Source organism: Pandoraea oxalativorans (genome assembly GCF_000972785.3).
Taxonomy (GTDB): Bacteria; Pseudomonadota; Gammaproteobacteria; order Burkholderiales; family Burkholderiaceae; genus Pandoraea; species Pandoraea oxalativorans.
In genome coordinates, this window is record NZ_CP011253.3 from 110,008 (window position 1) to 131,544 (window position 21,537).

The following is a 21,537-nucleotide window of genomic DNA, read 5'->3' on the forward strand; positions in this document are numbered from 1 at the left end:
GTGCTCACTGCTGCCGATGGACGTCACACACGGCGACGCCCGCCCGCATCAACTGCCGTAGCGGGCAGGACTCGCCGTTCCGGTTTTGCCGGTATGACGTGCGGCGACCTCCGCCAGCGTGGCGCGCGCTTCCTGTACGTCCGCCAGCGTCTCGCCGCCTTGCAGGGCATCGAGCGCGTCGCGCAGCACGGCCATGCATTCCGCGTCGCTCAGCGTGTCCGGTGCGTTGCCGCCGCCCAGACGCAACAGACTATGTGCGGCGCGCAGGGTCAGCATGGGCGATGCTTGTGCCCGCGCGATTTGCAACGCGTGTTCGAGCCACGGACGGATCGCGTCGTCGGCGTGATGTCCCGCACGCAGGAAGTCCCCCTTCTGACGCAGGAACTCCGCTTGCCAGTGCCCGTCGCTGCGACGCGCCGACAAGCGTGCACCGCGCTCCGCCGCATGCAAACCGAGTGCGATATCGCCGGTGCCCGCGCAGGCTTCGACGAGCAGACCGAAGAACATCCCTTCGACGCCGCCCATGATCTCGCTGAGTCGGCCGACGCTGTCGGTAATGCGCTCCAGCCCATTCACATCGCCGCGCGAGGCAAGCGCCCAGCCGCGAATCGTCTGCCCGGCGAGTGCCCAGAGGGCTACGCCGGTCTCGGACGCCACTTCGGTCGCCTCGCTCGCCAGTGCCTCGGCGGGCGCGACTTCGCGGCGCAGGCGGCGCAGCATCGCCGCGAACACCAGCGCAAAGGCGAACGAGTAACGGCGGCCCTGCTGACGTCCCATCGCCAGCGCTTCCTCGCTCGCGGCGAGCGAAGCGTCGTGACGCCCCATGAACCAGTAAGCCCAGGAGAGGAACGAGAGGCCCGTGATGCGCGCGTCTTCTCCGAGGCCGGTGTCGGCCTGTTCGGGACGGTAGTGCGCCAGGCCTGTTTCCAGCGCCGTGATGGCGCCGCCGAAGTCGCCCTGGCAGCACAGGCTGTTGCCCAGCGCGTAGTACGCGTGCGCGAGCAGCGGTGAGGCACCGGCTTGCTCGGCAATCAGGATGAGCTTGCGCGCCAGGTCGGTGCTGCGCTCGAAGTCGCTCCACGAGCTGGAGCCGAGCCACAGTCCCCAGTACACGGGGAAGAGGGCGATGTCGTCGCCCATTGGCTGTGCCAGCGCCAGTGCCGTCTCGAAGTTGTGACGCGCAGGCTCGGAGCCGTAACCGTGCAGAGAGACGAGCGGCACGCCCATCGCCATGCGCAGTTGCAGTTCACGCGGCGCGGTCTGTGCGCTGGTGCCGGTCTGACGCAGTACGTCGAGCGCGCTCTGATAGTGGGCGCACGCCTCACGAAATGCCTGACGGCCGGTCGCGTACTCGCCGGCGAGGCGGTAGTGCTCTATGGCGGCGTCGGGTTCGTCGGCCTGACGGAAGTGCCACGCCAGCACTTCGGGCTCGGTTTGAACGGCAGCGTGATCGCGCATCGCCAGCGCAATGCGGCGGTGCGGGTCTTGTCGGCGCTCTTGCGGCTGTGCGTCGTACGCGGCTTTATGCAGCAGTGCGTGACGGAAAACGTAGCGTCCGAGATCCTGTCGCTGCACGAGCGCGCAGGCGACGAGCGTGTCCAGCGCGCGCTCGACGAGCGCCATCGAACGGCCGCTCGCGGCGGCCAGCAATTCCGCGTGGAACTCATGTCCGAGGCACGACGCGAAGTGCGCCACGGGCTTGGCGCTGCCCGCCGCGTCGATGCGCGCCATCATCAGTTCCTGAAGGCTCGCGGGCATCGGCATGGCGTTCGCCGCGTTGCGTCCGCCTTGCTGTGCGGCCGTCGCGCGTGCCAGTTCCTGAAGGAACAGCGGCACGCCTTCGGCCAGGTGCACGATGCGCTCGCGCATCGCGGCAGGTAGGGCGACGCGCGGCGTGGCGGCCCGCACGATGGAAGCCGCGGCCCCGGCGTCGAGCGGGGCGAGATCGATGCGGCGAAGTCCGACGGTATGCCGCCAGGGCAACTCGAACTCGGGGCGCGCACCAACGATCAGCAAACGTCCGCCCGGCGCATTCTCCGCCATCACGGCGAGCAACTCCTGCGTCGGCGGGTCGGCCCAGTGTGCGTCGTCGAGCGTGATCACGCCGCCGTCCGGCAACAGCGCGGCGAGCAGCGTGGGCGCTTCGTTGAGCACGGCCTGCTTCCACGCATGCGGTACGTTGCCGTCGGCATGCATGTCGAACAGCGCGCGCAGGCGCCTCAGGGCGAGCAGTGCGGGTTGCGGCAACTGCGAGGCCTCGATCGTCGACTGGGCGCGCAGCCAGCGCGCGATCGGATGGAACGGTGTGCCTGCGCCGTCCTGCGCGCAGGCGAGATCGATCGAGCGCAGACCGCCCGTCTCGACGAAGTGACGCACGAGTGCCGTCTTGCCGATGCCCGCTTCGCCGATGACCAGCGCCAGCACGCCGTGGCCGGTGCTGGCGTCGCGCATGGCCGCGTGAGCGGCGGCGAGCTCGGCCAGTGCGGCGTCGCGCCCGAAAAGCGTGGCAGCGCGGCGGCGCGAACGACGCTCGGGCGTGGGGTCCGGGTTGACGCGAAAGACCGGGATCTCGCGATTGCCGTGACGCTCGCGCACGCTGCCGTGCTCCGTCGTGGCGATGGCGACGCCGATGAGACGCTGCGTGGCGTCGCAGATCACGACTTCGCCGGGCAGCGCCATGTCGGCGAGTTGCGTGGCCGAGCGCGACACGCGACCGCCCGTGTCGGGGCTGTCGTCGGCCGCCGAACTGATCACGAGACCGGTATGAACGCCCGCGCCGATGCCCACGCGTACGGTGCTCGCCTGCACGCAGCGCATGGCGGCTTCGACGGCATGACGTCCCGCACCTTCCAGTGCCGTGGGATAACCGAAGTAGCCGAGCAGGCCGCCGGTCGGGGTGCGCAACGTGTAGCCCCACGACTGGCGCAGGATCGTTTCGCACTGCACGAGGGGCGGGCGCATCATCGCGACGAGCTGGTCGGGATCGTCCACGCCGTTGGGCGCGAGTTCGATCGCGACGACGGTGATCTGACGACGCTCGGGGCCAGTCGCGCGCTGCTCCATGCGGGCGGGCGGCGTCTCGAGCAGTTGCGTCAGCGCGTCGCCGGGCAACTCGCCGAGTTCTTCGTGGAGGATGTCGCACAGACGGCGGTATTCCGTCTCGGCTTCGTCGCGACGGCCGGCGCGCAGCAGCAGCGCGATCCGACAATGCCAGCCGGTTTCGTCGAAGGGGGCCAGCGCCACGAGCTGACGCGCGTGTGCCAGCGCCTGATCGAGATCGCCCAGACGGGCGTAACCGTCCGCAAGCAGACGTTCGCCGAAAACACGGCGACGCTGATATTCGTCGCGTTGCAGTTCGATCCACTGTTCGAGATCGGGCGTGTCGCGCACCGAGAGGCCGTGAAGGAACGGCCCCTGATAGAGCGCGACGGCGTCCGCCAGATGCTGAAGGTGCGCCGCAAGATCGAGCCCGGTGACGGTGTCGAGCGTGCGGTTCGCCTGCTCGATCATGCTCGCGAAGACATGCGCGTCGATCCACAGCCCGGTTTCCGGACGCAGACGCACGACCTGACGATCGGATTCGAAGAGTTCGTCGCCGAGGGTGTCGCGCAGATGGAACAGCATGCGCTTGAGCTTGTCGCGTCCGCCCTGGCCGTCTTCGTCCGGCCGATCGGCCAGCGCGCCGCGGGTGTGATAGCCCGGTTGCAGGGCGAGATAGGCGAGCAGGCCGCGCGCTTTCGTGTACTTCACGGCGCAGGCCTGTTTGCCTTGTTCGACCCGCATCGGTCCGAGCAGGTAGAGCGATCTGTTGGCTTGCATTGTCCTTGGACGGCAAATAAGCAAAACCGGCGGGGCCGCGAGGGCATGCGCCGGTATTGCGAATTTCATGATGTCATCCCGTCGGCATGCCAACGAGATGCCAAGGCCGTTCCGGGGGGGCTCCGGCCGAATGCTTTAGGTATTACATACCGAAGTATAAACAGGTGTCTTAAATCCGTCGGAAATACCTTAAAGAATCGCTCATGAATCCCCGCAGTGTCATGCGCGCGCCATGAGGATGTGCCAGTGGCCGCAACCTTCAAGCGGGGGCTTGCCAGATGGTTGCGTCGGCGGCGTCGATGCGCTTGGGCAGCAGCCCTGCCTGCGTGAAGACGTCGGCAATGCGCTGCTGCTCGGCGACTGCCTCGCGCACGACCGGCTGCACGTCGTAGCTGCGGCGCTTGTTGGCGGCCTCCACGGTGGCGACGTCGAGCCCCCACACAGGGGACAACTGGGCCGCCGCCTCGCGCGGGTTGGTGCGTACCCACTGACCGGTCTCGCGCAACGTGCGATAGACGTCGCGCAGCACGGCGTCGTGATCGCGCGCGAAGGCGGGCGTGGCGAGGTAGTAGCGCTGATAGCCCGCCAGTCCGCGTGCCGTGGTCAGGGTGCGCACCTTGTCCTGACGCTCGACGCTCGCGAGGAACGGATCCCACGTCACCCAGGCGTCGACATTGCCGCTGGCGAACGCCGCACGGCCATCCGCCGGGGTGAGGTAGGCGGGCTGCACGTCGTTGATTCGCAGACCAACGCTTTGCAATGCGGCGATGAGCAGATAGTGCACGCCCGCGCCCTTCGTCACGGCGATGCGCTTTCCCTTCAGATCCGAGAGCGTTTTGATGGGTGAGTTCTGGGCGACGAGAATCGCCTCGGCGTCCGGCGACGGGGTCTCGCGCGCGACATAGGCAATGCGCGCGCCGGCCGCCTGGGCAAACACCGGCACCGTGTCCGCGACGTCTGCCGAGAAGTCGATGCTGCCCACGTTGAGCGCTTCGAGCAGTGGCAATCCGCTCGTGAATTCGTGCCACGTCAGCGTGACATTGTGCGGGGCCAGCGCTTGCGCCAGCGTGCCGCGCGCCTTGGCGAGCACGATGAGCGTCGACGATTTCTGATAACCGATGCGCAGGGCAAGCGGAGCGTTGGCCGCGCGCGCCTCGCCGCTGCGCGTCAGCACCCCGGCCGCCCCCGCAATGCCGAGCGCGTTGAGCGCACCGCCCGCGAGCATCGCGGTGCCCGCGCGCTGAAGGAATCGTCGACGCGCGGGAGGGCGCGAGGAGACAGGGACGGTGTCGGTGTTGTCGATGGCGGCGGCAAGGTGAGCGGAGTCAGGCTGGCGAGTCATGAGCGGTGCAAGGTGAGGGCGGTGAGCGGGAGCGCCGTGAACGTGAACATGAACGACGGGCAGGGCGATAGCGCAAGATGCGGCGCGCTGCGCCGTCCTCACTTGTATCGCGACGCATCGCGCGTACGCCAACAAGCGATTCGGCTTTGCTTAGCGTGGCCGCCGTCATATCCATATAGGCCGCGCGTTTCCCGCCGGACGTCGCACGAAAACCCCCCATCAGATCAGCCCTGAACGCGACGAGATCGTCAGGTGAAACTGCCCCGATGCCCGCCACGCCCGCGAATTGCGTGGAAGCCTCGCATGCGTTGCGTCTTCGCCCTTAGTGAAAACTCTGTGTTCCGTACGTTCGAAGTGGACAAAAGCGATTGCAGGTCGACGAAGCAATCCGAATGCTTTCATCGCCTTACCGGATGCTCGCACCGAACTAGTGCGCAAATATTACGAATTATTACGGAAAAACGCGTGATTTCAGTGAGTTGCCGCTGTGGGTGCGTCTTGTAATGAAAATCATTCTTATTTATATTCGCGCCCCAGATCACTCCTGTGACGTCGTGCCGTCAAGCACGCATTTGTACGCATTCGTACTCACTCGTTCCGTCGTACTTCCAATCACCATGATGCAACGCAAGCCGCTGGCGCTGGCGATGATGGCGATCTTCGCCACGCCGCTCGCCGTCACCTACGCCCCGAATGCGATGGCGCAAAGCACCGCACCGGACGCACCTGTCACCCATACTGTCCCCCCGGCGGCCACACTCGCTGCACCTGCTGCCTCCGCACCCGCGGCGGCACTGCCGCGCACAGAGGTCTCCGGCACCTCGATTCGCGACGAGTACATGCGCGACATGTCGACGGTCGGTGGCAAGGTGCCGACGGCGATCCGCGATATTCCGCAAACGGTCACGGTCATCGACAAGGCGGTCATGCAGGCGCAGGGCGCGACGTCGTTCGCCGACGCGTTGCGCAACTCCCCTGCGATCACGCTGGGCGGCGCGGAGGGCGGTCAGATCGGCAACAACATCAATCTGCGCGGCTTCAACGCGCGTACGGACATCTACCTCGACGGCTTCCGCGACCGGGGTCAGTACTATCGCGACACGTTCGATCTGGACGCCATCGAAGTGCTCGAAGGCCCGTCGTCGATGCTCTTCGGACGCGGATCGACCGGGGGCGTCATCAATCAGGTGAGCAAGCAGGCGGACCTCAAGCCGTTGAACGAAGTGTCGGGCACGATCGGGACGAACGACCGGTATCGCGGCTCGTTCGACTTCAATCATCCGCTCTCGGACACAGCCGCCTTCCGTATCAACGGCTTCGGTCAGGACATCCATACCACGCGCGACGTGCTGTACAACCAGGACTGGGGCGTCGCGCCGACGCTCAAGCTCGGTATCGGCACGCCCACGGAAATCACACTTTCCGCGCTGGTCCAGCACAACCGCGACATGGCGGATTACGGCACCGTCGGCTTTAACGGCAATCCGCTGCCGATCTCGAAGAACCAGTTCTACGGGCTGACCACCGACCGCACGGTGCAGGACGTGGTGAGTGTCACGGCCAAGGTCGAGCACAAGGTCGACGACAGCCTGAAGATCACGAACCAGACAAACTACAGCCGCTATTCGATCGATGCGATCGAGACATCGGCACACGCGGTGGGCATCCCCAACGGCAAGGGGGGGGGGGTACCGCGCTGCCGACCGGACCGACGCCGGGGCTGCCGTCGTACTCGCTCGATCAGCTCTCCGTCCAGCTGCAAAGCCACGACCGTCAGATCACGGACACGGCGCTGTTCAACCAGACCGACGTAGTGAAGAAGTTCGACACGGGACCGATCAAACACACGCTGATCGCCGGTGCGGAACTGGGCCGTGACACGTACGAGAATCAGACGTATCTGCGCACGGGGGCGGGGCAGTCGTCGGGCTTCCTGGGGTGGATTCCGGCCAGCAGCACGGCGTACCTCGCCAGCCTGCCGAACGTCACGACGTCGACCGGCAATCTCGCGCAAGGCTCGGCGGAGACGGTGGCGTTCTACGCGAACGACACCATCGAACTGAACAAGCAGTGGAAGATCATCGGCGGTCTTCGCTGGGATCGCTACAAGGCGCAGCTCTCGAACACGGTCAGCGCACCGGGTTATGCGACGCAGACGGTCAATTACACGAGCGTGCGCACGGGGGTGATTTACCAGCCGAGCGAAGCGCAGTCGTATTACTTCTCGTACGGCACGTCGTTCAATCCGTCGCTTGAGACCCTGACGGTCACCAACAACACGCAGGCATTACAGCCGGAGACGAACGAGTCGTTCGAAGTCGGCAGCAAGTGGAATCTGTTCGACGACAACCTCGCGATTAACACGGCGCTGTTCCAGGTCACGAAGAACAACGCACGCACGCAAACCGGCACGACCGGCGAATACAGCAACGCAGGCAAGGTGCGCATTCGCGGCGCGGAAGTGAGCGCGACGGGCCACATCACGTCGAACTGGCAAGTGATGGGCGGCTATATGTTCCTGAACTCGCAGGTCGTGCAGGCCAACGACGGCACGCAAGGCAACGTGCTGGCGAATACGCCGCGTCATTCGCTCACGCTGTGGTCGACGTACACGCTCGGTCACTGGGAGGTGGGCGGCGGCATGAACTACATGTCGATGCGCTACGCGGCGAACACCAACCTGATTCGGGTGGGCGGCTACACGCGTTGGGACGCCACCGTGGCTTACCATCAGCCGAAGTACGACATTCGCTTCAACCTGCTCAACGTGTTCAACAAGACGTATTGGGACGGGTTGATTCAGTCGGACGGTGGACGCGCGACGCCGGGGATCGGACGCACGGTGCTGCTCACCGGGACCTACCGCTTCTAAGGCTTCCGCTCGTTGCCTGGGAGGGCTGAGGGGGCTTGAGCGCCGTTCTCACCCCGTTCTCACGTCGTCCTGCGCCCCACAAAATGACGCACAATACAAGGCGCGAACCGGCATCACTGGCCGGTTTCGCGCCTTGTGCTTTCTTCGAAGGACGCCGCCCATGCAGCTCCGAATACCGAATGTCCTCTCCGACGATCAGGTGCGTTGGGTTCGTACCCGGCTCGACAACGCAGGCGACGCCTGGGTCGATGGTCTCGCCACGGCCGGTTATCAGGGCGCACCCGTCAAACAGAACCAGCAGATCGACGAGCGCTCGCCCATCGCGCACGAACTCGGCGACATGATCCTGGCGGCGCTGGAGCGCAACCCTCTGTTCATCAGCGCCGCGCTGCCGAACAAGGTCTACGCGCCGATGTTCAACCGCTACGGCGAAGGCATGCACTTCGGCAACCACGTGGACGGCGCGATCCGTCTGCAACCGGGCAGCGGCATGCGTATCCGGACCGACATCTCCGCGACGCTGTTTCTCGCGTCGCCGGACGAATACGACGGCGGCGAACTCGTCATCGAAGATCAGTACGGCACGCATCAGGTGAAGCTCGCTGCGGGGGACCTGGTGCTGTATCCGGCGACCAGCCTGCACCGGGTCAATCCGATTACGCGCGGTGTGCGCGTGGGGTGCTTCTTCTGGGTGCAGAGTCTCGTGCGCGACGACACGCAGCGCACGCTGCTCTTCGACATGGATAACGCCATTCAGCGTCTGAACACGACGGATGCGGACGAGACGGCGCGTCGTACGCTCGTGGGCTGTTATCACAACCTGCTGCGGATCTGGAGCGAGGCCTGAGCGCAAACCGACATAAAAAACGCCCGATCCCTTCTTGCGGGATCGGGCGCTTCACAACATGCCGGGCGTTCGCGCCCGGCGGCGCTGGCCTCGCGCTTATTGTGCCTGACCGGCAGGCGCCGGGGTCGGCGCCGGAGCCGGGGCTCCCTTGTGCTGCTGGCCTCGATGCTCCCTCGCCTTGTCATGCCAGGCCTTCATCTTCGCCCAGCGTGCCTTGACGGCATTGCTTACAAGCACCTTCTGGTCGTTGTTCAAGCCGTTGTACACGTTAAGCCACGCATCTTCGGTCTGGCTGCGAAGCTGGCGGTTCTGATCGAACACCTTTTCGCGGGCGGCACGCATGCCGGCCAGATCGAGCACCTGCTGGTCCTTCGCCTGACCGATCATCTGACGGAATTGCTCGCCGTTCTTACGCATGGCGTCGCGATTCTGCTTCGACGTGGCCACCGCTTGCTGCCAGGCCTGTTCCTGTTGCGCGTTGAGCTTCAGTTGGTCGTGCAGCTTGCCGATGTTACCCAGCCCCCAGGGGCCGTGGTCGCCGCGCATGTGATGCATGGCGGCGTGCGGTCCGGTGGCCGGCGCAGGGGTGTCCGCGGCATGGGCGAGGCCGAACATCGCGGTGGCGGCAACGATGGCCGACGCGGCGGCGATCTTCAGTTTGCGCATGGTGTTGACTCCTTTTGATACTGCCGGAATTGGCAGCTTCAGAGTAAGTCATCAGTGAACCTAACAAGTTGCAAAGTGCAACCGCTGTATTACTCAGCGTTACCAGCGCCCGCGTTTGCAACATTCCGAAACGACTCGGCCCGCCGTTGCCGGGTGGGCAAGGGCGGGCCGTGCTGACGAAATGCGTGACCTGTCGCGCGTCGTCCGCTTCCCCGTTGGGCGAGCTTTCGTACCTTTCGTTCCGTTTGGCGCCGTTGAGCGCCTTGCGCAATCAGTCCCAGGCGCCGCGACCGCCCGACACGCTGTAACGGCCAGCGCCGAAGAGGATCACGCACAGGCCCGTGAACAGATAGAAGCCCTGCAATTCCAGCGCCCAGCCGCCAGTCTTCGCCAGATCGCCCAGTTGGCTCAGATGCACCAGCGAGAAGGCGACGAGCATGTTGCCCACCACGAGCAGACCGCCCAGGCGGGTGAGCACGCCGAGAATCAGCAGGACCGGGGCAAGGACTTCACCCAGATATGCGCCATAGGCGAGAAACGCTGGCAGACCGTGCGATGTGATCATGCCCTCGATAAAACCGACGCCGTTGATGACTTTGCTGACGCCGTGAAACAGCAGCAGGATGCCGAGGGTGAGGCGCAAGATCAGTTTGCCGAGATCGTCTCTGGTGCTCTGCATGGTGAAGGCTCCTTCTTGACTCGCTTGTTCGCGTAAGGGGGCTGACAGACAACGGAGTGGCACGCCCCCTTCGATGTCTGCAACGTCGGGACAGGTAGGGCGTGCCGACCAAATGGGCACCACTGTATCAAAACGTTACGGCGCTGTCTGCGGGTGTCCCAACGATTTCATGGACATAGTGAAAGACGGCCCCGTCAGCGCGATTACACGCCGTTACTTTTCGGTCTGCCGCGTTACACGACGGCTGTCGGCGGGTGGCCTTCGCGCTTCGTTATTACGGTCAAGGACGCAGCAAATCGCCGGCAATTCCGCCGGCAGGCGCGCTCCCCCCGTCGAGTCTGCGACGAAGCAAAACGCCTCAAGGCATAAGGATTCCATCATGAACGTCCGTAAAACTCTGATTCTGAGCGCTGTGACCGTGGCTTTCGGTGGCTTGTTCGCCTCACAGGCGTTCGCCCAGGGCACCGCGACCGAAACGGCGCGCGACATCAATCAGCAGCAACGCATCGAGAACGGCCTGAAGAGCGGTCAGTTGACGACCAGGGAAGCGTCGGGTCTGGAGAAGGGCGAAGCGAAGATCGACAAGATGCAGGCGCATTCCGATCGCACGGGCGACACTGCCGCGCAGAAGGCACGCATCGCCAGCGCGCAGAACAAGGAAAGCGCGAAGATCGATCAGCTCAAGCACAACGACCGGGTGGCGAATCCGACGTCGAAGTCGTCCGAGCGCTTGCAGTCGGACGTGCAGCGTAACGTCAATCAGGAGAAGCGCATCGCCCAGGGACAAGCGGCCGGGACGTTGAATAACAAGCAGGTCGGCAGCCTCGAGAAGGGCCAGGCGCATGTCGATGCCGCCGAGGCGCACGTGGCCGGGAACGGTCACGTAAGCGCGGGTGAGCAGTCCGGCGTTCAACGCCGCGAGAACCATCAGAGCCAGCGTATTCATCAGGACAAGACGAACGGCTAAGCGCTTTGCATCGGACGTCGCTCAGTCGTCCCGAAGGCTTCCGAGCGATCCCGAGTGTCTGCTCTACGCGCCACCCCTTACCGGGTGGCGCGTTTGTTTTGGGGCTATCATCGGCGTCACGAAAACAAGCATGACGATGGAGGATGGACAGGATGGAGCTGGTGCAAGCGCAAAAGATGCTCGAAGAACTCGTCTCGCCGTGGGTGCGGCAACTGAATCTGCAAATCGAAGCCGTCGGCCCCGACGAAAGCGAGCTACGGTTGCCGTTCGATGCCGCGTTCAAGCACGGTGGCGGCGTGATCTGCGGACAGGTGTTCATGGCGGTGGCCGATACCGCGATGGTCGTGGCGTTGTCCGCCGCGCTCGGTGGCTTCCAGCCGATGACGACGGTGACGCTCAACACGCAGTTCATGCGCCCCGTCACGGACGGCGATCTGCGTGTGATCGCGCGGATTCTGCGTCGTGGCAAGAATCTGGTGTTCGGCGAGATCGAGATTTTCGACGCGTCCGGCAAGATGGCCGTGCACGCAACGACGACCTACGCGATGCTGTGACGCATTGACGGCGGCATCGGCAATGACGTTGTGAGGCTGCCTCAGAGGAGACCCCGATGTTCGATCAGATCGTCTTTGCCGGTGGCGGCAACCGCTGCTGGTGGCAGGCCGGATTCTGGGAGCGCGTCTCGCGCGACGTGCCGCTGCGCCCGCGTGTCATCACCGGCATTTCGGCCGGTGCGGCCACGGCGTGCATGCTGCATATGCGAGCGTCGGACTGGGTGATGGATTACTACCGGCAGGCGCTCGCGGGCAATCGCAAGAACGCCTATTGGGGCAACCTGCTGCGACGCGAGCGGGTGTTCCCGCATTACCGCATCTATCGTCAGGCATTGCTCGACATTTACGACGGTCAACTCGACAAGCTTGCCGCCGGACCGGAGATTCGCGTGGGCGTGTCGCACATCCCTCGCTGGCTGGGACCGCGCAGTGCGACGGCAGCCGGACTCGTGGCGTACAACATCGACAAGCACTGGCGGCGCACGCTGCATCCGACGCTCGCCCGCAGCCTCGGTTTCCGTCCGGAATTCGTGCGGGCGCAGGACTGCCGCACCACGGAGGAACTGGCGGATCTGATGCTGCAATCGTCGTGCACGCCGCCGTTTACGCCGATTCTGCGACGTGGCGGGCGGGCGGTACTCGATGGGGGCATGGTCGATAACGTCCCCGTCGATGCACTCGATGTCACGCCCGGGCAAGTGCTGGTGATGGTGACGCGGCGCTATCCGCGTCCGCAAATCTTTACGCAGCATCACGGCGGGCAGGACCGGCTGTACGTGCAGCCGTCCGAGCCGGTGCCGATTTCAAGCTGGGATTACACGCGCCCCGAGAACATGGCGCCGGCATTCGCGCTCGGCCGCAAGGACGGTGAGACCTTCCTGCGGCATCTCGCGTCGATGCAACGGTGAGCCGGTCAGCCGGGTGGCGCGCCGATGTTGCGTCGGCGCTGCAACGATGTCGCGGGGCGCAGCGGGTTAACGTCCGAAGCCGAGCAGAGCTGCCGGATTCGCGACGTGCGAACGATCGCCGTTCAGGAAGTTGACGATATTCTCGAACGCGACGCGGAAGTACAACTCGTAGCTCTCGCGCTCGACGTAGCCGATGTGCGGCGTGCACACGCAGTTCTCCAGACGCAGCAGCGGATTGCCTTGCAGAATTGGCTCGCTCTCGAAGACGTCGATGGCGGCCATGCCGGGGCGTGCGCGGTTCAGCGCGGTGATGAGGGCGTTCTCTTCCACCAGTTCGGCGCGGCTCGTGTTCACGAACAACGCCGTCGGCTTCATCTGCAAGAGGTCTTCCAGTTTCACGACATGACGCGTCTCGTCGTTCAGACGCAGGTGAAGCGAGAGCACATCGCTTTGCGTGAAGAGCTCTTCCTTGCTGTTCGCCACACGCAGACCGTCGGCGGCCGCCGCTTCACGCGACCCTTCGCGTCCCCACACCATCACTTCCATCCCGAACGCCTTGCCGTAACCGGCGACGAGGCGACCGATCTTGCCGTAGCCCCACAGGCCGAGCGTCTGGCCGCGCAGCACCTGACCCATTCCGAAATTCGGCGGCATGCTCGAGGACTTCAGGCCCGACTGCTGCCAAGCGCCATGCTTGAGGCTGGACACGTACTGGGGAATGCGGCGTTGGGCAGCCATGATCAGCGCCCAGGTGAGTTCGGCGGGTGCGATAGGGGAACCGACGCCCTCGAGCACGGCCACGCCGCGTGCGGTGCAGGCGTCGACGTCGATGTGATTGCCGGCGCGACCGGTCTGACTGATGACACGCAGGCGAGGCAGCTTGTCGATGAGTTGCGCCGTGATGGCGGTACGCTCGCGAATCAGAACGAGCACCTCGGCTTCTCCGACCCGGGCCGCAAGCTGCCCGACGCCTTTTACCGTGTTGTTGAAGACCTTGACGTCATGGCCGGCCAGAAGGGAGAAGGAATCGAGCTTGCGGACGGCGTCCTGGTAGTCGTCGAGAATGGCAATTTTCATGGCAAAGCGTAATCGAATCGACGCAGAACGATGACGTTCTGCGCAGACGGAACAATTGTCGGAGCCCGCCCACACGGGCAGGCATACTTGTTCTTGACGTGGTTGGCGCGAGACGGGGCAACCCTCCCGCTACCTTGTTGCGACGCAGCACCGACGCAATTTTTGCGGTGGTATGCTGACGCCTCGTTTTGCATAGTATGGCAGGTGTCCTGGCAACCATGGCGAAACCGCCTAAACACGATGGCAAAAATTCGAACCCACACCGCAAACGCGAGTCGGAACGGGTGAGTGAGACGCCAACTGTGACGTCCTTCCGGTATCCCCAACCGGATGGACCGCCCGGTCACGCAGGGCGCCTGCATGGTGCTCTTATATAAGGACGACCGGTGCTCGCACCCGCCGGTACTTCAACGTCTGCTTCGATTTCCCCGACTCTGCATGGAGACAACCCCCATGACGCAAGCCAGTGTGAGCGCTAATGCGCTCAACGCCTCTTCCTCGTCCAATGTTGCCACGCGTGATCTGCCCGGCTGGGTGCGTCACCGCAAACTGATCGACTGGGTCTCGCATATCGCGGCGATCACGCAACCCGAGCGTGTCGTCTGGTGCGACGGCTCGCAAGAGGAGTACGACCGTTTGTGCGAACAGATGGTCGCCGCCGGGAAAATGCAGCGGCTCAATCCCGCCAAGCGCCCCAATTCGTTCCTCGCGTTGTCCGATCCGTCGGACGTCGCGCGCGTGGAAGGTCGCACGTTCATCTGTAGCGAGAAACGCGAAGATGCTGGCCCGACCAATCACTGGATCGATCCGGCCGAAATGCGCACGACGCTCGACGGGCTGTTTCAGGGCTGCATGCAAGGCCGCACGATGTACGTCGTGCCGTTCTCGATGGGCCCGCTCGGCTCGCCGATCGCGCACATCGGCGTGGAGTTGTCCGACACGCCGTACGTCGCCGTGAACATGCGCATCATGACGCGCATGGGACGTGCCGTGTACGACGTGCTCGGCGACGACGGCGAGTTCGTACCCTGCGTGCATACCGTGGGCGCACCGCTTGCCGCTGGCGCGAAAGACGTGGCGTGGCCGTGCAACAGCACGAAGTACATCGTCCACTTCCCGGAAACGCGCGAGATCTGGAGCTACGGTTCGGGCTACGGCGGCAATGCGCTGCTGGGCAAGAAGTGCTTCGCGCTGCGCATTGCTTCGACGATGGGCCGCGACGAGGGCTGGCTGGCCGAACACATGCTGATCCTGGGCGTGACGTCGCCGCAGGGCAAGAAGTACCACGTCGCGGCGGCGTTCCCATCGGCTTGCGGCAAGACCAACTTCGCCATGCTGATTCCGCCGAAGGGCTTCGATGGCTGGAAGGTCGAGACCATCGGTGACGACATCGCCTGGATCAAACCGGGTAAGGACGGCCGTCTGTACGCCATCAACCCGGAAGCGGGCTTCTTCGGCGTAGCGCCGGGCACGAGCCAGAAGACGAACCCGAACGCGCTGGCGACGCTGGGCGAGAACGTGATCTTCACCAACGTCGCGCTCACCGACGACGGCGACGTGTGGTGGGAAGGTCTGACCGACACGCCGCCCGCGCACCTGATCGACTGGCAGGGCAAGGACTGGACGCCAGAGATTGCGAAGGAAACCGGCCGCAAGGCGGCGCATCCGAACTCCCGCTTCACGGCGCCGGCGTCGCAGTGCCCGTCGATCGATGCCGACTGGGAGAACCCGGCCGGCGTGGCGATCGACGCGTTCATCTTCGGCGGTCGTCGCTCGACGACCGTGCCGCTGGTCACGGAAGCGCGCGACTGGACCGAGGGCGTGTACATGGCCGCGACGATGGGCTCGGAGACGACCGCAGCCGCCGCCGGTCAGCAAGGCGTGGTGCGTCGCGATCCGTTCGCGATGCTGCCGTTCTGCGGCTACAACATGGCTGACTACTTCCAGCATTGGCTCGACACGGGCGCGCATCTCGAAAAGACGGGTGCCACGCTGCCGAAGATCTACTGCGTGAACTGGTTCCGCAAGGGGGCGGACGGCAAGTTCGTGTGGCCGGGGTTCGGCGAGAACATGCGTGTGCTGGCATGGATGCTCGGTCGTATCGACGGCACTGCGCAGGGCACGGAGAACGCCTTCGGCATTACGCCGCGCTATGAAGATCTGAACTGGGACGGTCTGTCGTTCACGCCTTCGCAGTTCGACGACGTCACTTCGATGGACCCTGCCGCGTGGCATGAAGAACTCAAGCTTCACGCCGAACTGTTCGACACGCTCAAGCATCATCTGCCGCAGGCGCTGCTCGATACGAAGGCCGACATCGAGCGTCGTCTGAAGTCGTGACGTTGACGATGATGGTTACATCGCGAATGTGGTCAGCGCTACGATAGCGACGCCGTAATCCCGAGTCCGCAGCATGATCCCGCCGAGGGAAACTTCGGCGGGATTTTTCATTGCCTTGTGATCCTTCCGAAAGGTGCGCCAGTCAATGCACTGGCCGGTTTTCGAAAGTCCTCCGGTGCTAGCATTTATCTCGTCATCCGAATGTTTGAATTGGGTGGCGGTTTTGGGTTATGTACTGAAGGAGAGACTTATGCACATGATGTTGATAGAGGGAATTGATGAGCAACTGATGAGGTCGCTTCAACTGCGCGCGACGCAGGCGAACATAACGCCGGAGCAGGAGGTGCTGCGCGTGTTGAACTACTTCGCGCGAGAGCCGGAGTTCGTCGATTTTTACGATGCCCTAACGCGTTTCCCTAACGTGGGGCTCGACAGCGACTTCGAGCGAATCAACTGAATCGCCAATGGGGCGTCAGGAGAATCCAATGTTCTTGCTCGATACCAACGTAGTTAGTGAACTAAGGAAGGGTGGTGGCGGTGATTCTGGCGTCCGACAGTTTTATCGTCACACCAGAAGCGCATCCAGGCGCCCCTACCTCTCCGTTATCACCTTGGGGGAATTGCGTCGCGGTGCCTTGCTGCTCCGCCATCGCAACGATCTTCGTCAGGCGGCGTTGATCGAAAACTGGATTGGGGGCATGCACGACGACTTCGTCGGCCACATTCTGCCGGTTGACGTGAAGATCAGTAACGCGTGGGCGCGCATGCGCGTGCCGCATCAACAAGATCCGATCGATAAGCTCATCGCAGCGACTGCGCTGGTCCACAGACTTGTCGTCGTTACGCGCAACGTCAAGGATTTTTCAAAAACAGGCGTTGAGGTATATAACCCGTTTATGCAATAGACGAGCGAAGTGGGGGCGCTTTCCGAACGATATTACAACCGATTCTCCACCGCAAACTTGATCAACTCCGCTTGCCCTTCGATGCCGAGTTTGCGTTTGATGTTGAGGCGATGGGTTTCCACGGTGCGCACGGAAAGGTCCATTTCCGTTGCGATCTGCTTGTTCGCGAGGCCATGCGCAATGCGCGTGAGTATTTCGCGTTCACGAGGCGTGAGCGAATCGATGGGGGCGTGCGATGTGGAGGCCTGCACGACACGCGCCGCAATCGCGGCGCTGTAGTAAGCGTCGCCGCGTGCCACACGTTCGATGGCCGTCACGATCTCGTGTGCGGGCGCATCCTTGAGCACGTAGCCGCGCGCACCGGCACGTACCGCCTGACGCACATACTCCGCGTTGTCGTGCATCGAGAGAATCAGTACGGCGATATGCGGAAACTGCTCACGAAACTGTGCCGTCAGCTCGATGCCGTTCGTGCCACGCATGCTGATGTCCATCAGGGCGAGATCGGGCGATGCCGTCTTCGCGCGGGTCAGGGCTTCCTGCGCGTTGCCCGCTTCGCCAACGACCTGCAAGTTGGGTGCCGCATCGAATCGTGCGCGCAGGCCGTCGCGCACCAGCGGGTGGTCGTCGATCAACAGGAGTCGGATGGGGTGAGCTTGCATCATTTACGAGTGGTTGCGCGAAGTGTCGCTTTCACGGCGGCCGGCGTGAGCGGGACCCACGCGCTGATGGTCGTGAGGCCGGGCCAGGATTGAATGCCAAGGGCACCGCCCACGGCGTCGAGCCGTTCGCGCATATTGCGCAGGCCGATGCCGTGGCGAGGGTCGTGATGCACGTCGGTGACGTCGAAACCGCGCCCATCGTCGGCAATCGACAGGTGAATGCCGTCGGATTTGAAAATGAGCAAAATCGACACGCGCGACGCATTCGCGTGACGCTCGATGTTCGTCAGCGCTTCCTGCGCGATTCGGTAGAGCATCGTCTTGATGTTGTCGTCGAGCGTCGGCGCGTCACCCTCGACGTCCATCTCCACGGGAAGCCCCGCGTGTGAGCCGAACTCCCGGGCGAGTTGCTCGATCGCGGCTGCGAGTCCCAGATCGTCGAGCATTGCGGGACGCAACGCTTGCGAAATGCGCCGAACTTCGCCAAGCGTGCCGTTCAGCCGGTCGATGGCCACGCCGAGTGTGGCGCTGGCGGCCGCAGGCGATCCCGGCAGACGCATCGACGCCGATTCGAGCAGTAGCTTGACCGAGACGAGCAACTGGCTGATGCCGTCGTGCAACTCGCGCGAAATGCGCGAACGCTCCAGCTCCTGCGACTCTACGACCTGACGCGCGAGTTGCCGCAGCTTGGCGTCGGCGGTCTTGAGTTCGGTGATGTTCACCACCAGGCCGCACAGACCAACGATGGCAAGACACGACGATGCGATCAGCGTGATCCAGATCAGCGTGCGGTCGATGTTCGCCTGTGCGCGATCGTCGGATTCGCGCAAGGTGGCTTCGACATCGTCGAGGTAAATACCCGTGCCGATCATCCAGTTCCAGCGCGGCAGGGCGATGACGTAACCGAGCTTCGGTGTCATCTGTTGCTGGCGCGATGGCTTCTCCCACGCGTATTGAACGTAACCGCCGCCGGCGCGCGCGGCCGCGATGAGACGCTGGATCGTGGGGGCACCGGATTCGTCCTTGAGCGACCAGAGATTGTGGCCGACGAGTTCCGGCTGCCGCGGGTGCATCAGGCTGCGGCCCTGGAGGTCGTAGACGAAGAAGTAGCCGTCCTGGCCGAACTCCATTCGGGCGAGCGTCGCCAGGGCGGCTTCACGCGCCGCGGGCGTATCCGGGCCGTCGTAAAGCGGCTCGATAGCGTTGCGCGCAAGGCCCACGTAATGCAGCAGCTCGGCCCGCTTGTTGGCCAGCGATGTGGTTTGTACGGCCTCGTGCTGTGCGCGCGATAGCTCAATACCCTGGTGTCGCACGGCAAGCGCGATGGCGACCATCGCCAACGCAACCGGCAGCAGCGACAGGACGAAAAATTTCTGTCGGAGATTCATGGCATTCGATAAGCCTGCAATGCCGCGACCGCTGGTTTGAAAGGTGTGCGCTACGTACTAGCACGTAGCGAACCTGCGTAGTTCCGCGCTTGTGGCGCGTCGGGCAAATGCCAATACTACACGCCGAATCGTGGCCGGGGCTGCCGAGTGTAACTCGCAAGTCTGTTCCCGGTGTTGGCAAGTTGTCCGGCACGCCCGCACGCGTGCATGCCCGGACCGGGAGGGGCAAACGCTTCGCCATCTCTTCGCTGTCGCCACCCCCACAGAGGGGCGCGTCAGCGATCCGCAAGCGAAAGCGCTCCGCGCTGCGATTCGGGACACCGACACGGTGTCACACCAAGAGGCGGGACAGTGTCGCAACGGCACCGTCCCGGGTTGCTGCCTTAAGCAGGCAGTTCCGAGGAGAGACAATGAATCGTATCTGGCAACAACTGCCCTGGGCAGCGGTGGCCGTCGTCGGCGCGTGCGCGCTCGGCACGGTGGCGCTATCGCGCGGCGAAACCGTCAGCGCACTCTGGATCGTGATCGCAGCCATCTGCGTTTATCTGATCGCTTACCGTTTCTACAGCAAGTTCATCGCCACGCGGGTGGCGCAACTCGACGGCACACGCATGACGCCGGCATGGCGTCACAACGACGGCCTCGACTACGTGCCGACCAATCGCTACGTGCTGTTCGGCCATCACTTCGCCGCCATCGCCGGCGCCGGTCCGCTCGTCGGGCCCGTGCTCGCCGCGCAGATGGGCTATCTGCCCGGCATGCTTTGGATTCTCGCGGGCGTGGTGTTCGCTGGCGCGGTGCAGGACTTCATGGTGCTGTTCATCTCGACGCGTCGCGACGGCCGCTCGCTGGGCGATCTCGTAAAGTCCGAACTCGGCATGATTCCCGGTGTGATCGCACTGTTCGGCGCGTTCCTCATCATGATCATCATTCTGGCCGTGCTCGCGCTGATCGTCGTCAAGGCGCTCACCGGCTCGCCGTGGGGCACCTTCACGGTCGGTCTGACGATTCCGATTGCGCTGTTCATGGGCGTCTATACGCGCTTCATTCGCCCGGGCCGCATCGGCGAAGTCTCGATCATCGGCTTCGTGATGCTCATGGCCGCGATCTATTTTGGCCAGAGCGTGCACGACAGCGCCACGCTGGCGCCGCTGTTCACGTTCGACGGCAAGCAACTGACGTGGATGCTGATCGGCTACGGCTTCGTGGCATCGGTGTTGCCGGTGTGGCTGCTGCTCGCACCGCGCGACTATCTGTCGACTTTCCTCAAGATCGGTACGATTCTGGCACTCGCCATCGGTATTCTGGTCGTCGCCCCCGAGCTGAAGATGCCTGCGCTCACGCAGTTCGTCGACGGCAGCGGTCCGGTCTGGTCAGGCAAGCTGTTTCCGTTCCTCTTCATCACGATCGCGTGCGGCGCCGTGTCCGGCTTCCATGCGCTGATCTCGTCGGGTACCACGCCCAAGCTGCTCGATAACGAAGTCAACGCGCGCTTCATCGGTTACGGCGGCATGCTGATGGAGTCGTTCGTGGCCATCATGGCGCTGGTGGCCGCGTCGGTGATCGACCCGGGCGTGTACTTCGCGATGAACAGCCCGGCCGCGGTGATCGGTACGACACCGGAAGCCGTGGCGCAAGTCGTCTCGGGTTGGGGCTTCACGATCACGCCGGAGGTGCTGACCTCGACCGCGAAAGCGGTGGGCGAGAACACCATCATCTCGCGCGCCGGTGGCGCACCGACGCTCGCCGTCGGCATGGCCCACATCCTGCATCAGGTGGTGGGGGGCGAAGCGATGATGGCGTTCTGGTACCACTTCGCGATTCTGTTCGAAGCGCTGTTCATTCTGACGGCTGTCGACGCAGGTACGCGCGCCGGACGCTTCATGCTGCAAGACCTGCTCGGCACCTTCGTGCCGTCGCTCAAGCGCACGGAATCGTTGCCCGCGAACCTGATCGCCACGGGCTTGTGCGTGGCCGCATGGGGCTACTTCCTGTATCAGGGCGTGGTCGATCCGCTGGGCGGCATCAACACATTGTGGCCGCTGTTCGGCATCTCCAACCAGATGCTCGCCGCCATCGCGCTGATCCTCGCGACCTGCGTGCTGTTCAAGCTCAAGCGCGAGCGCTTCGCCTGGGTGACGGTGCTGCCCACGCTGTGGCTGCTCGCCTGCACGCTCACCGCCGGATGGCAGAAGATGTTCGATGCGGACCCGAAGGTCGGCTTCCTCGCCCACGCTGCGAAGTACCAGGCAGCACTTGCCGAGGGCAAGCTGCTCGCCCCGGCCAAGTCGGTCGCACAGATGCAGCAGATCGTGTTCAACGACTATGTCGACGCGACGCTTGCCGGTGTGTTCATGTTCGTCGTGGTCGCCGTCGCGGCTTTCGGTGTGCGCACCATCCTCGTCGCCCGTCGGGAAAACAAGCCGACGGCCAAGGAAACGCCGTTCGAGCCGATGCCCGCCGGGCAGCGGGTCTGAGAACGGCAGGTACACGGACGCACAGCGGAGGACG

At 64.0% G+C, this 21,537-nt stretch carries 15 protein-coding genes and 1 pseudogene; 9 read left to right on the plus strand and 7 right to left on the minus strand.

Annotated features, from left to right (window positions below):
• Window positions 1-48: 48 nt before the first annotated feature.
• Together MB84_RS00475 and MB84_RS00480 are read right to left on the minus strand one after the other, a co-directional pair.
• A complete protein-coding gene (locus MB84_RS00475; RefSeq protein ID WP_046290332.1) occupies window positions 49-3,819 on the minus strand; it encodes an AfsR/SARP family transcriptional regulator in 3,771 nt (1,256 codons plus the stop codon).
• A gap of 259 nt (window positions 3,820-4,078) precedes the next feature.
• Complete coding sequence (locus MB84_RS00480) at window positions 4,079-5,044, minus strand: aliphatic sulfonate ABC transporter substrate-binding protein (RefSeq protein WP_052652814.1); 966 nt, start codon at window positions 5,042-5,044, stop codon at window positions 4,079-4,081.
• Window positions 5,045-5,778: 734 nt separating this feature from the next.
• Here MB84_RS00480 and MB84_RS00485 point away from each other — a divergent pair.
• Together MB84_RS00485 and MB84_RS00490 are read left to right on the plus strand one after the other, a co-directional pair.
• Window positions 5,779-8,033, plus strand: a pseudogene (locus MB84_RS00485) (TonB-dependent receptor).
• A 160-nt stretch (window positions 8,034-8,193) separates the two neighbouring features.
• The gene (locus tag MB84_RS00490; RefSeq protein ID WP_046290333.1) at window positions 8,194-8,880 is read left to right on the plus strand and encodes a Fe2+-dependent dioxygenase; all 687 of its coding nucleotides are present in this window, start codon (window positions 8,194-8,196) and stop codon (window positions 8,878-8,880) included.
• Between the two features lie 96 nt (window positions 8,881-8,976).
• Here the strand turns inward: MB84_RS00490 and MB84_RS00495 are convergent, their stop codons facing one another.
• Window positions 8,977-9,546, minus strand: a complete 570-nt coding sequence (locus tag MB84_RS00495) for a Spy/CpxP family protein refolding chaperone (protein ID WP_046290334.1) — start codon at window positions 9,544-9,546, stop codon at window positions 8,977-8,979.
• A 271-nt stretch (window positions 9,547-9,817) separates the two neighbouring features.
• On the minus strand, window positions 9,818-10,225 hold the full coding sequence (locus tag MB84_RS00500) for a DoxX family protein (protein ID WP_046290335.1): 408 nt from the start codon (window positions 10,223-10,225) through the stop codon (window positions 9,818-9,820).
• Window positions 10,226-10,604: 379 nt separating this feature from the next.
• Between MB84_RS00500 and MB84_RS00505 the strand changes: the two genes are divergently transcribed.
• From MB84_RS00505 to MB84_RS00515, 3 genes are all read left to right on the plus strand, one after another.
• On the plus strand, window positions 10,605-11,192 hold the full coding sequence (locus MB84_RS00505) for a hypothetical protein (RefSeq protein WP_046290336.1): 588 nt from the start codon (window positions 10,605-10,607) through the stop codon (window positions 11,190-11,192).
• A 152-nt stretch (window positions 11,193-11,344) separates the two neighbouring features.
• The gene (locus tag MB84_RS00510; protein ID WP_046290337.1) at window positions 11,345-11,746 is read left to right on the plus strand and encodes a PaaI family thioesterase; all 402 of its coding nucleotides are present in this window, start codon (window positions 11,345-11,347) and stop codon (window positions 11,744-11,746) included.
• Window positions 11,747-11,802: 56 nt separating this feature from the next.
• Window positions 11,803-12,654 (plus strand): patatin-like phospholipase family protein, encoded by an 852-nt coding sequence (locus MB84_RS00515; protein WP_046290338.1) that lies wholly within the window; start codon window positions 11,803-11,805, stop codon window positions 12,652-12,654.
• A 66-nt stretch (window positions 12,655-12,720) separates the two neighbouring features.
• Here MB84_RS00515 and MB84_RS00520 read toward each other — a convergent pair whose 3' ends face one another.
• Window positions 12,721-13,731 carry a D-2-hydroxyacid dehydrogenase family protein gene (locus tag MB84_RS00520; RefSeq protein ID WP_046290339.1) on the minus strand — a complete coding sequence of 337 codons (1,011 nt, stop codon included), beginning with the start codon at window positions 13,729-13,731 and terminating at the stop codon, window positions 12,721-12,723.
• 453 nt (window positions 13,732-14,184) lie between these two features.
• Between MB84_RS00520 and MB84_RS00525 the strand changes: the two genes are divergently transcribed.
• The 3 genes from MB84_RS00525 to MB84_RS00535 all read left to right on the plus strand — a co-directional run bounded on the left by MB84_RS00525 (window position 14,185) and on the right by MB84_RS00535 (window position 16,976).
• Window positions 14,185-16,071 carry a phosphoenolpyruvate carboxykinase (GTP) gene (locus tag MB84_RS00525; RefSeq protein WP_046290340.1) on the plus strand — a complete coding sequence of 629 codons (1,887 nt, stop codon included), beginning with the start codon at window positions 14,185-14,187 and terminating at the stop codon, window positions 16,069-16,071.
• 256 nt (window positions 16,072-16,327) lie between these two features.
• On the plus strand, window positions 16,328-16,528 hold the full coding sequence (locus tag MB84_RS00530; RefSeq protein ID WP_157122597.1) for a hypothetical protein: 201 nt from the start codon (window positions 16,328-16,330) through the stop codon (window positions 16,526-16,528).
• Window positions 16,529-16,556: 28 nt separating this feature from the next.
• Window positions 16,557-16,976, plus strand: coding sequence for a type II toxin-antitoxin system VapC family toxin (locus MB84_RS00535; protein WP_046293255.1), 420 nt, complete (start codon window positions 16,557-16,559; stop codon window positions 16,974-16,976).
• Between the two features lie 32 nt (window positions 16,977-17,008).
• Here MB84_RS00535 and MB84_RS00540 read toward each other — a convergent pair whose 3' ends face one another.
• Window positions 17,009-17,641 carry a response regulator gene (locus MB84_RS00540; protein ID WP_039394571.1) on the minus strand — a complete coding sequence of 211 codons (633 nt, stop codon included), beginning with the start codon at window positions 17,639-17,641 and terminating at the stop codon, window positions 17,009-17,011.
• Window positions 17,638-19,026: a cache domain-containing protein gene (locus MB84_RS00545; protein WP_046290342.1), complete on the minus strand. Its 1,389-nt coding sequence runs from the start codon at window positions 19,024-19,026 to the stop codon at window positions 17,638-17,640. Before MB84_RS00545 ends, MB84_RS00540 begins: the two co-directional genes overlap by 4 nt.
• Window positions 19,027-19,436: 410 nt before the next feature.
• Between MB84_RS00545 and MB84_RS00550 the strand changes: the two genes are divergently transcribed.
• Window positions 19,437-21,503, plus strand: coding sequence for a carbon starvation CstA family protein (locus tag MB84_RS00550; protein ID WP_046290343.1), 2,067 nt, complete (start codon window positions 19,437-19,439; stop codon window positions 21,501-21,503).
• Window positions 21,504-21,537 lie beyond the last annotated feature (34 nt).

Coding starts and splice junctions, on each gene's coding strand:
- MB84_RS00500 (WP_046290335.1), bottom strand. CDS start 10,225: ATGCAGAGCACCAGAGACGATCTCGGCAAACTGATCTTGCGCCTCACC.
- MB84_RS00510 (WP_046290337.1), top strand. CDS start 11,345: ATGGAGCTGGTGCAAGCGCAAAAGATGCTCGAAGAACTCGTCTCGCCG.
- MB84_RS00490 (WP_046290333.1), top strand. CDS start 8,194: ATGCAGCTCCGAATACCGAATGTCCTCTCCGACGATCAGGTGCGTTGG.
- MB84_RS00475 (WP_046290332.1), bottom strand. CDS start 3,819: ATGCAAGCCAACAGATCGCTCTACCTGCTCGGACCGATGCGGGTCGAA.
- MB84_RS00535 (WP_046293255.1), top strand. CDS start 16,557: ATGTTCTTGCTCGATACCAACGTAGTTAGTGAACTAAGGAAGGGTGGT.
- MB84_RS00545 (WP_046290342.1), bottom strand. CDS start 19,026: ATGAATCTCCGACAGAAATTTTTCGTCCTGTCGCTGCTGCCGGTTGCG.
- MB84_RS00515 (WP_046290338.1), top strand. CDS start 11,803: ATGTTCGATCAGATCGTCTTTGCCGGTGGCGGCAACCGCTGCTGGTGG.
- MB84_RS00520 (WP_046290339.1), bottom strand. CDS start 13,731: ATGAAAATTGCCATTCTCGACGACTACCAGGACGCCGTCCGCAAGCTC.
- MB84_RS00550 (WP_046290343.1), top strand. CDS start 19,437: ATGAATCGTATCTGGCAACAACTGCCCTGGGCAGCGGTGGCCGTCGTC.
- MB84_RS00540 (WP_039394571.1), bottom strand. CDS start 17,641: ATGATGCAAGCTCACCCCATCCGACTCCTGTTGATCGACGACCACCCG.
- MB84_RS00480 (WP_052652814.1), bottom strand. CDS start 5,044: ATGCTCGCGGGCGGTGCGCTCAACGCGCTCGGCATTGCGGGGGCGGCC.
- MB84_RS00495 (WP_046290334.1), bottom strand. CDS start 9,546: ATGCGCAAACTGAAGATCGCCGCCGCGTCGGCCATCGTTGCCGCCACC.
- MB84_RS00530 (WP_157122597.1), top strand. CDS start 16,328: ATGATGTTGATAGAGGGAATTGATGAGCAACTGATGAGGTCGCTTCAA.
- MB84_RS00505 (WP_046290336.1), top strand. CDS start 10,605: ATGAACGTCCGTAAAACTCTGATTCTGAGCGCTGTGACCGTGGCTTTC.
- MB84_RS00525 (WP_046290340.1), top strand. CDS start 14,185: ATGACGCAAGCCAGTGTGAGCGCTAATGCGCTCAACGCCTCTTCCTCG.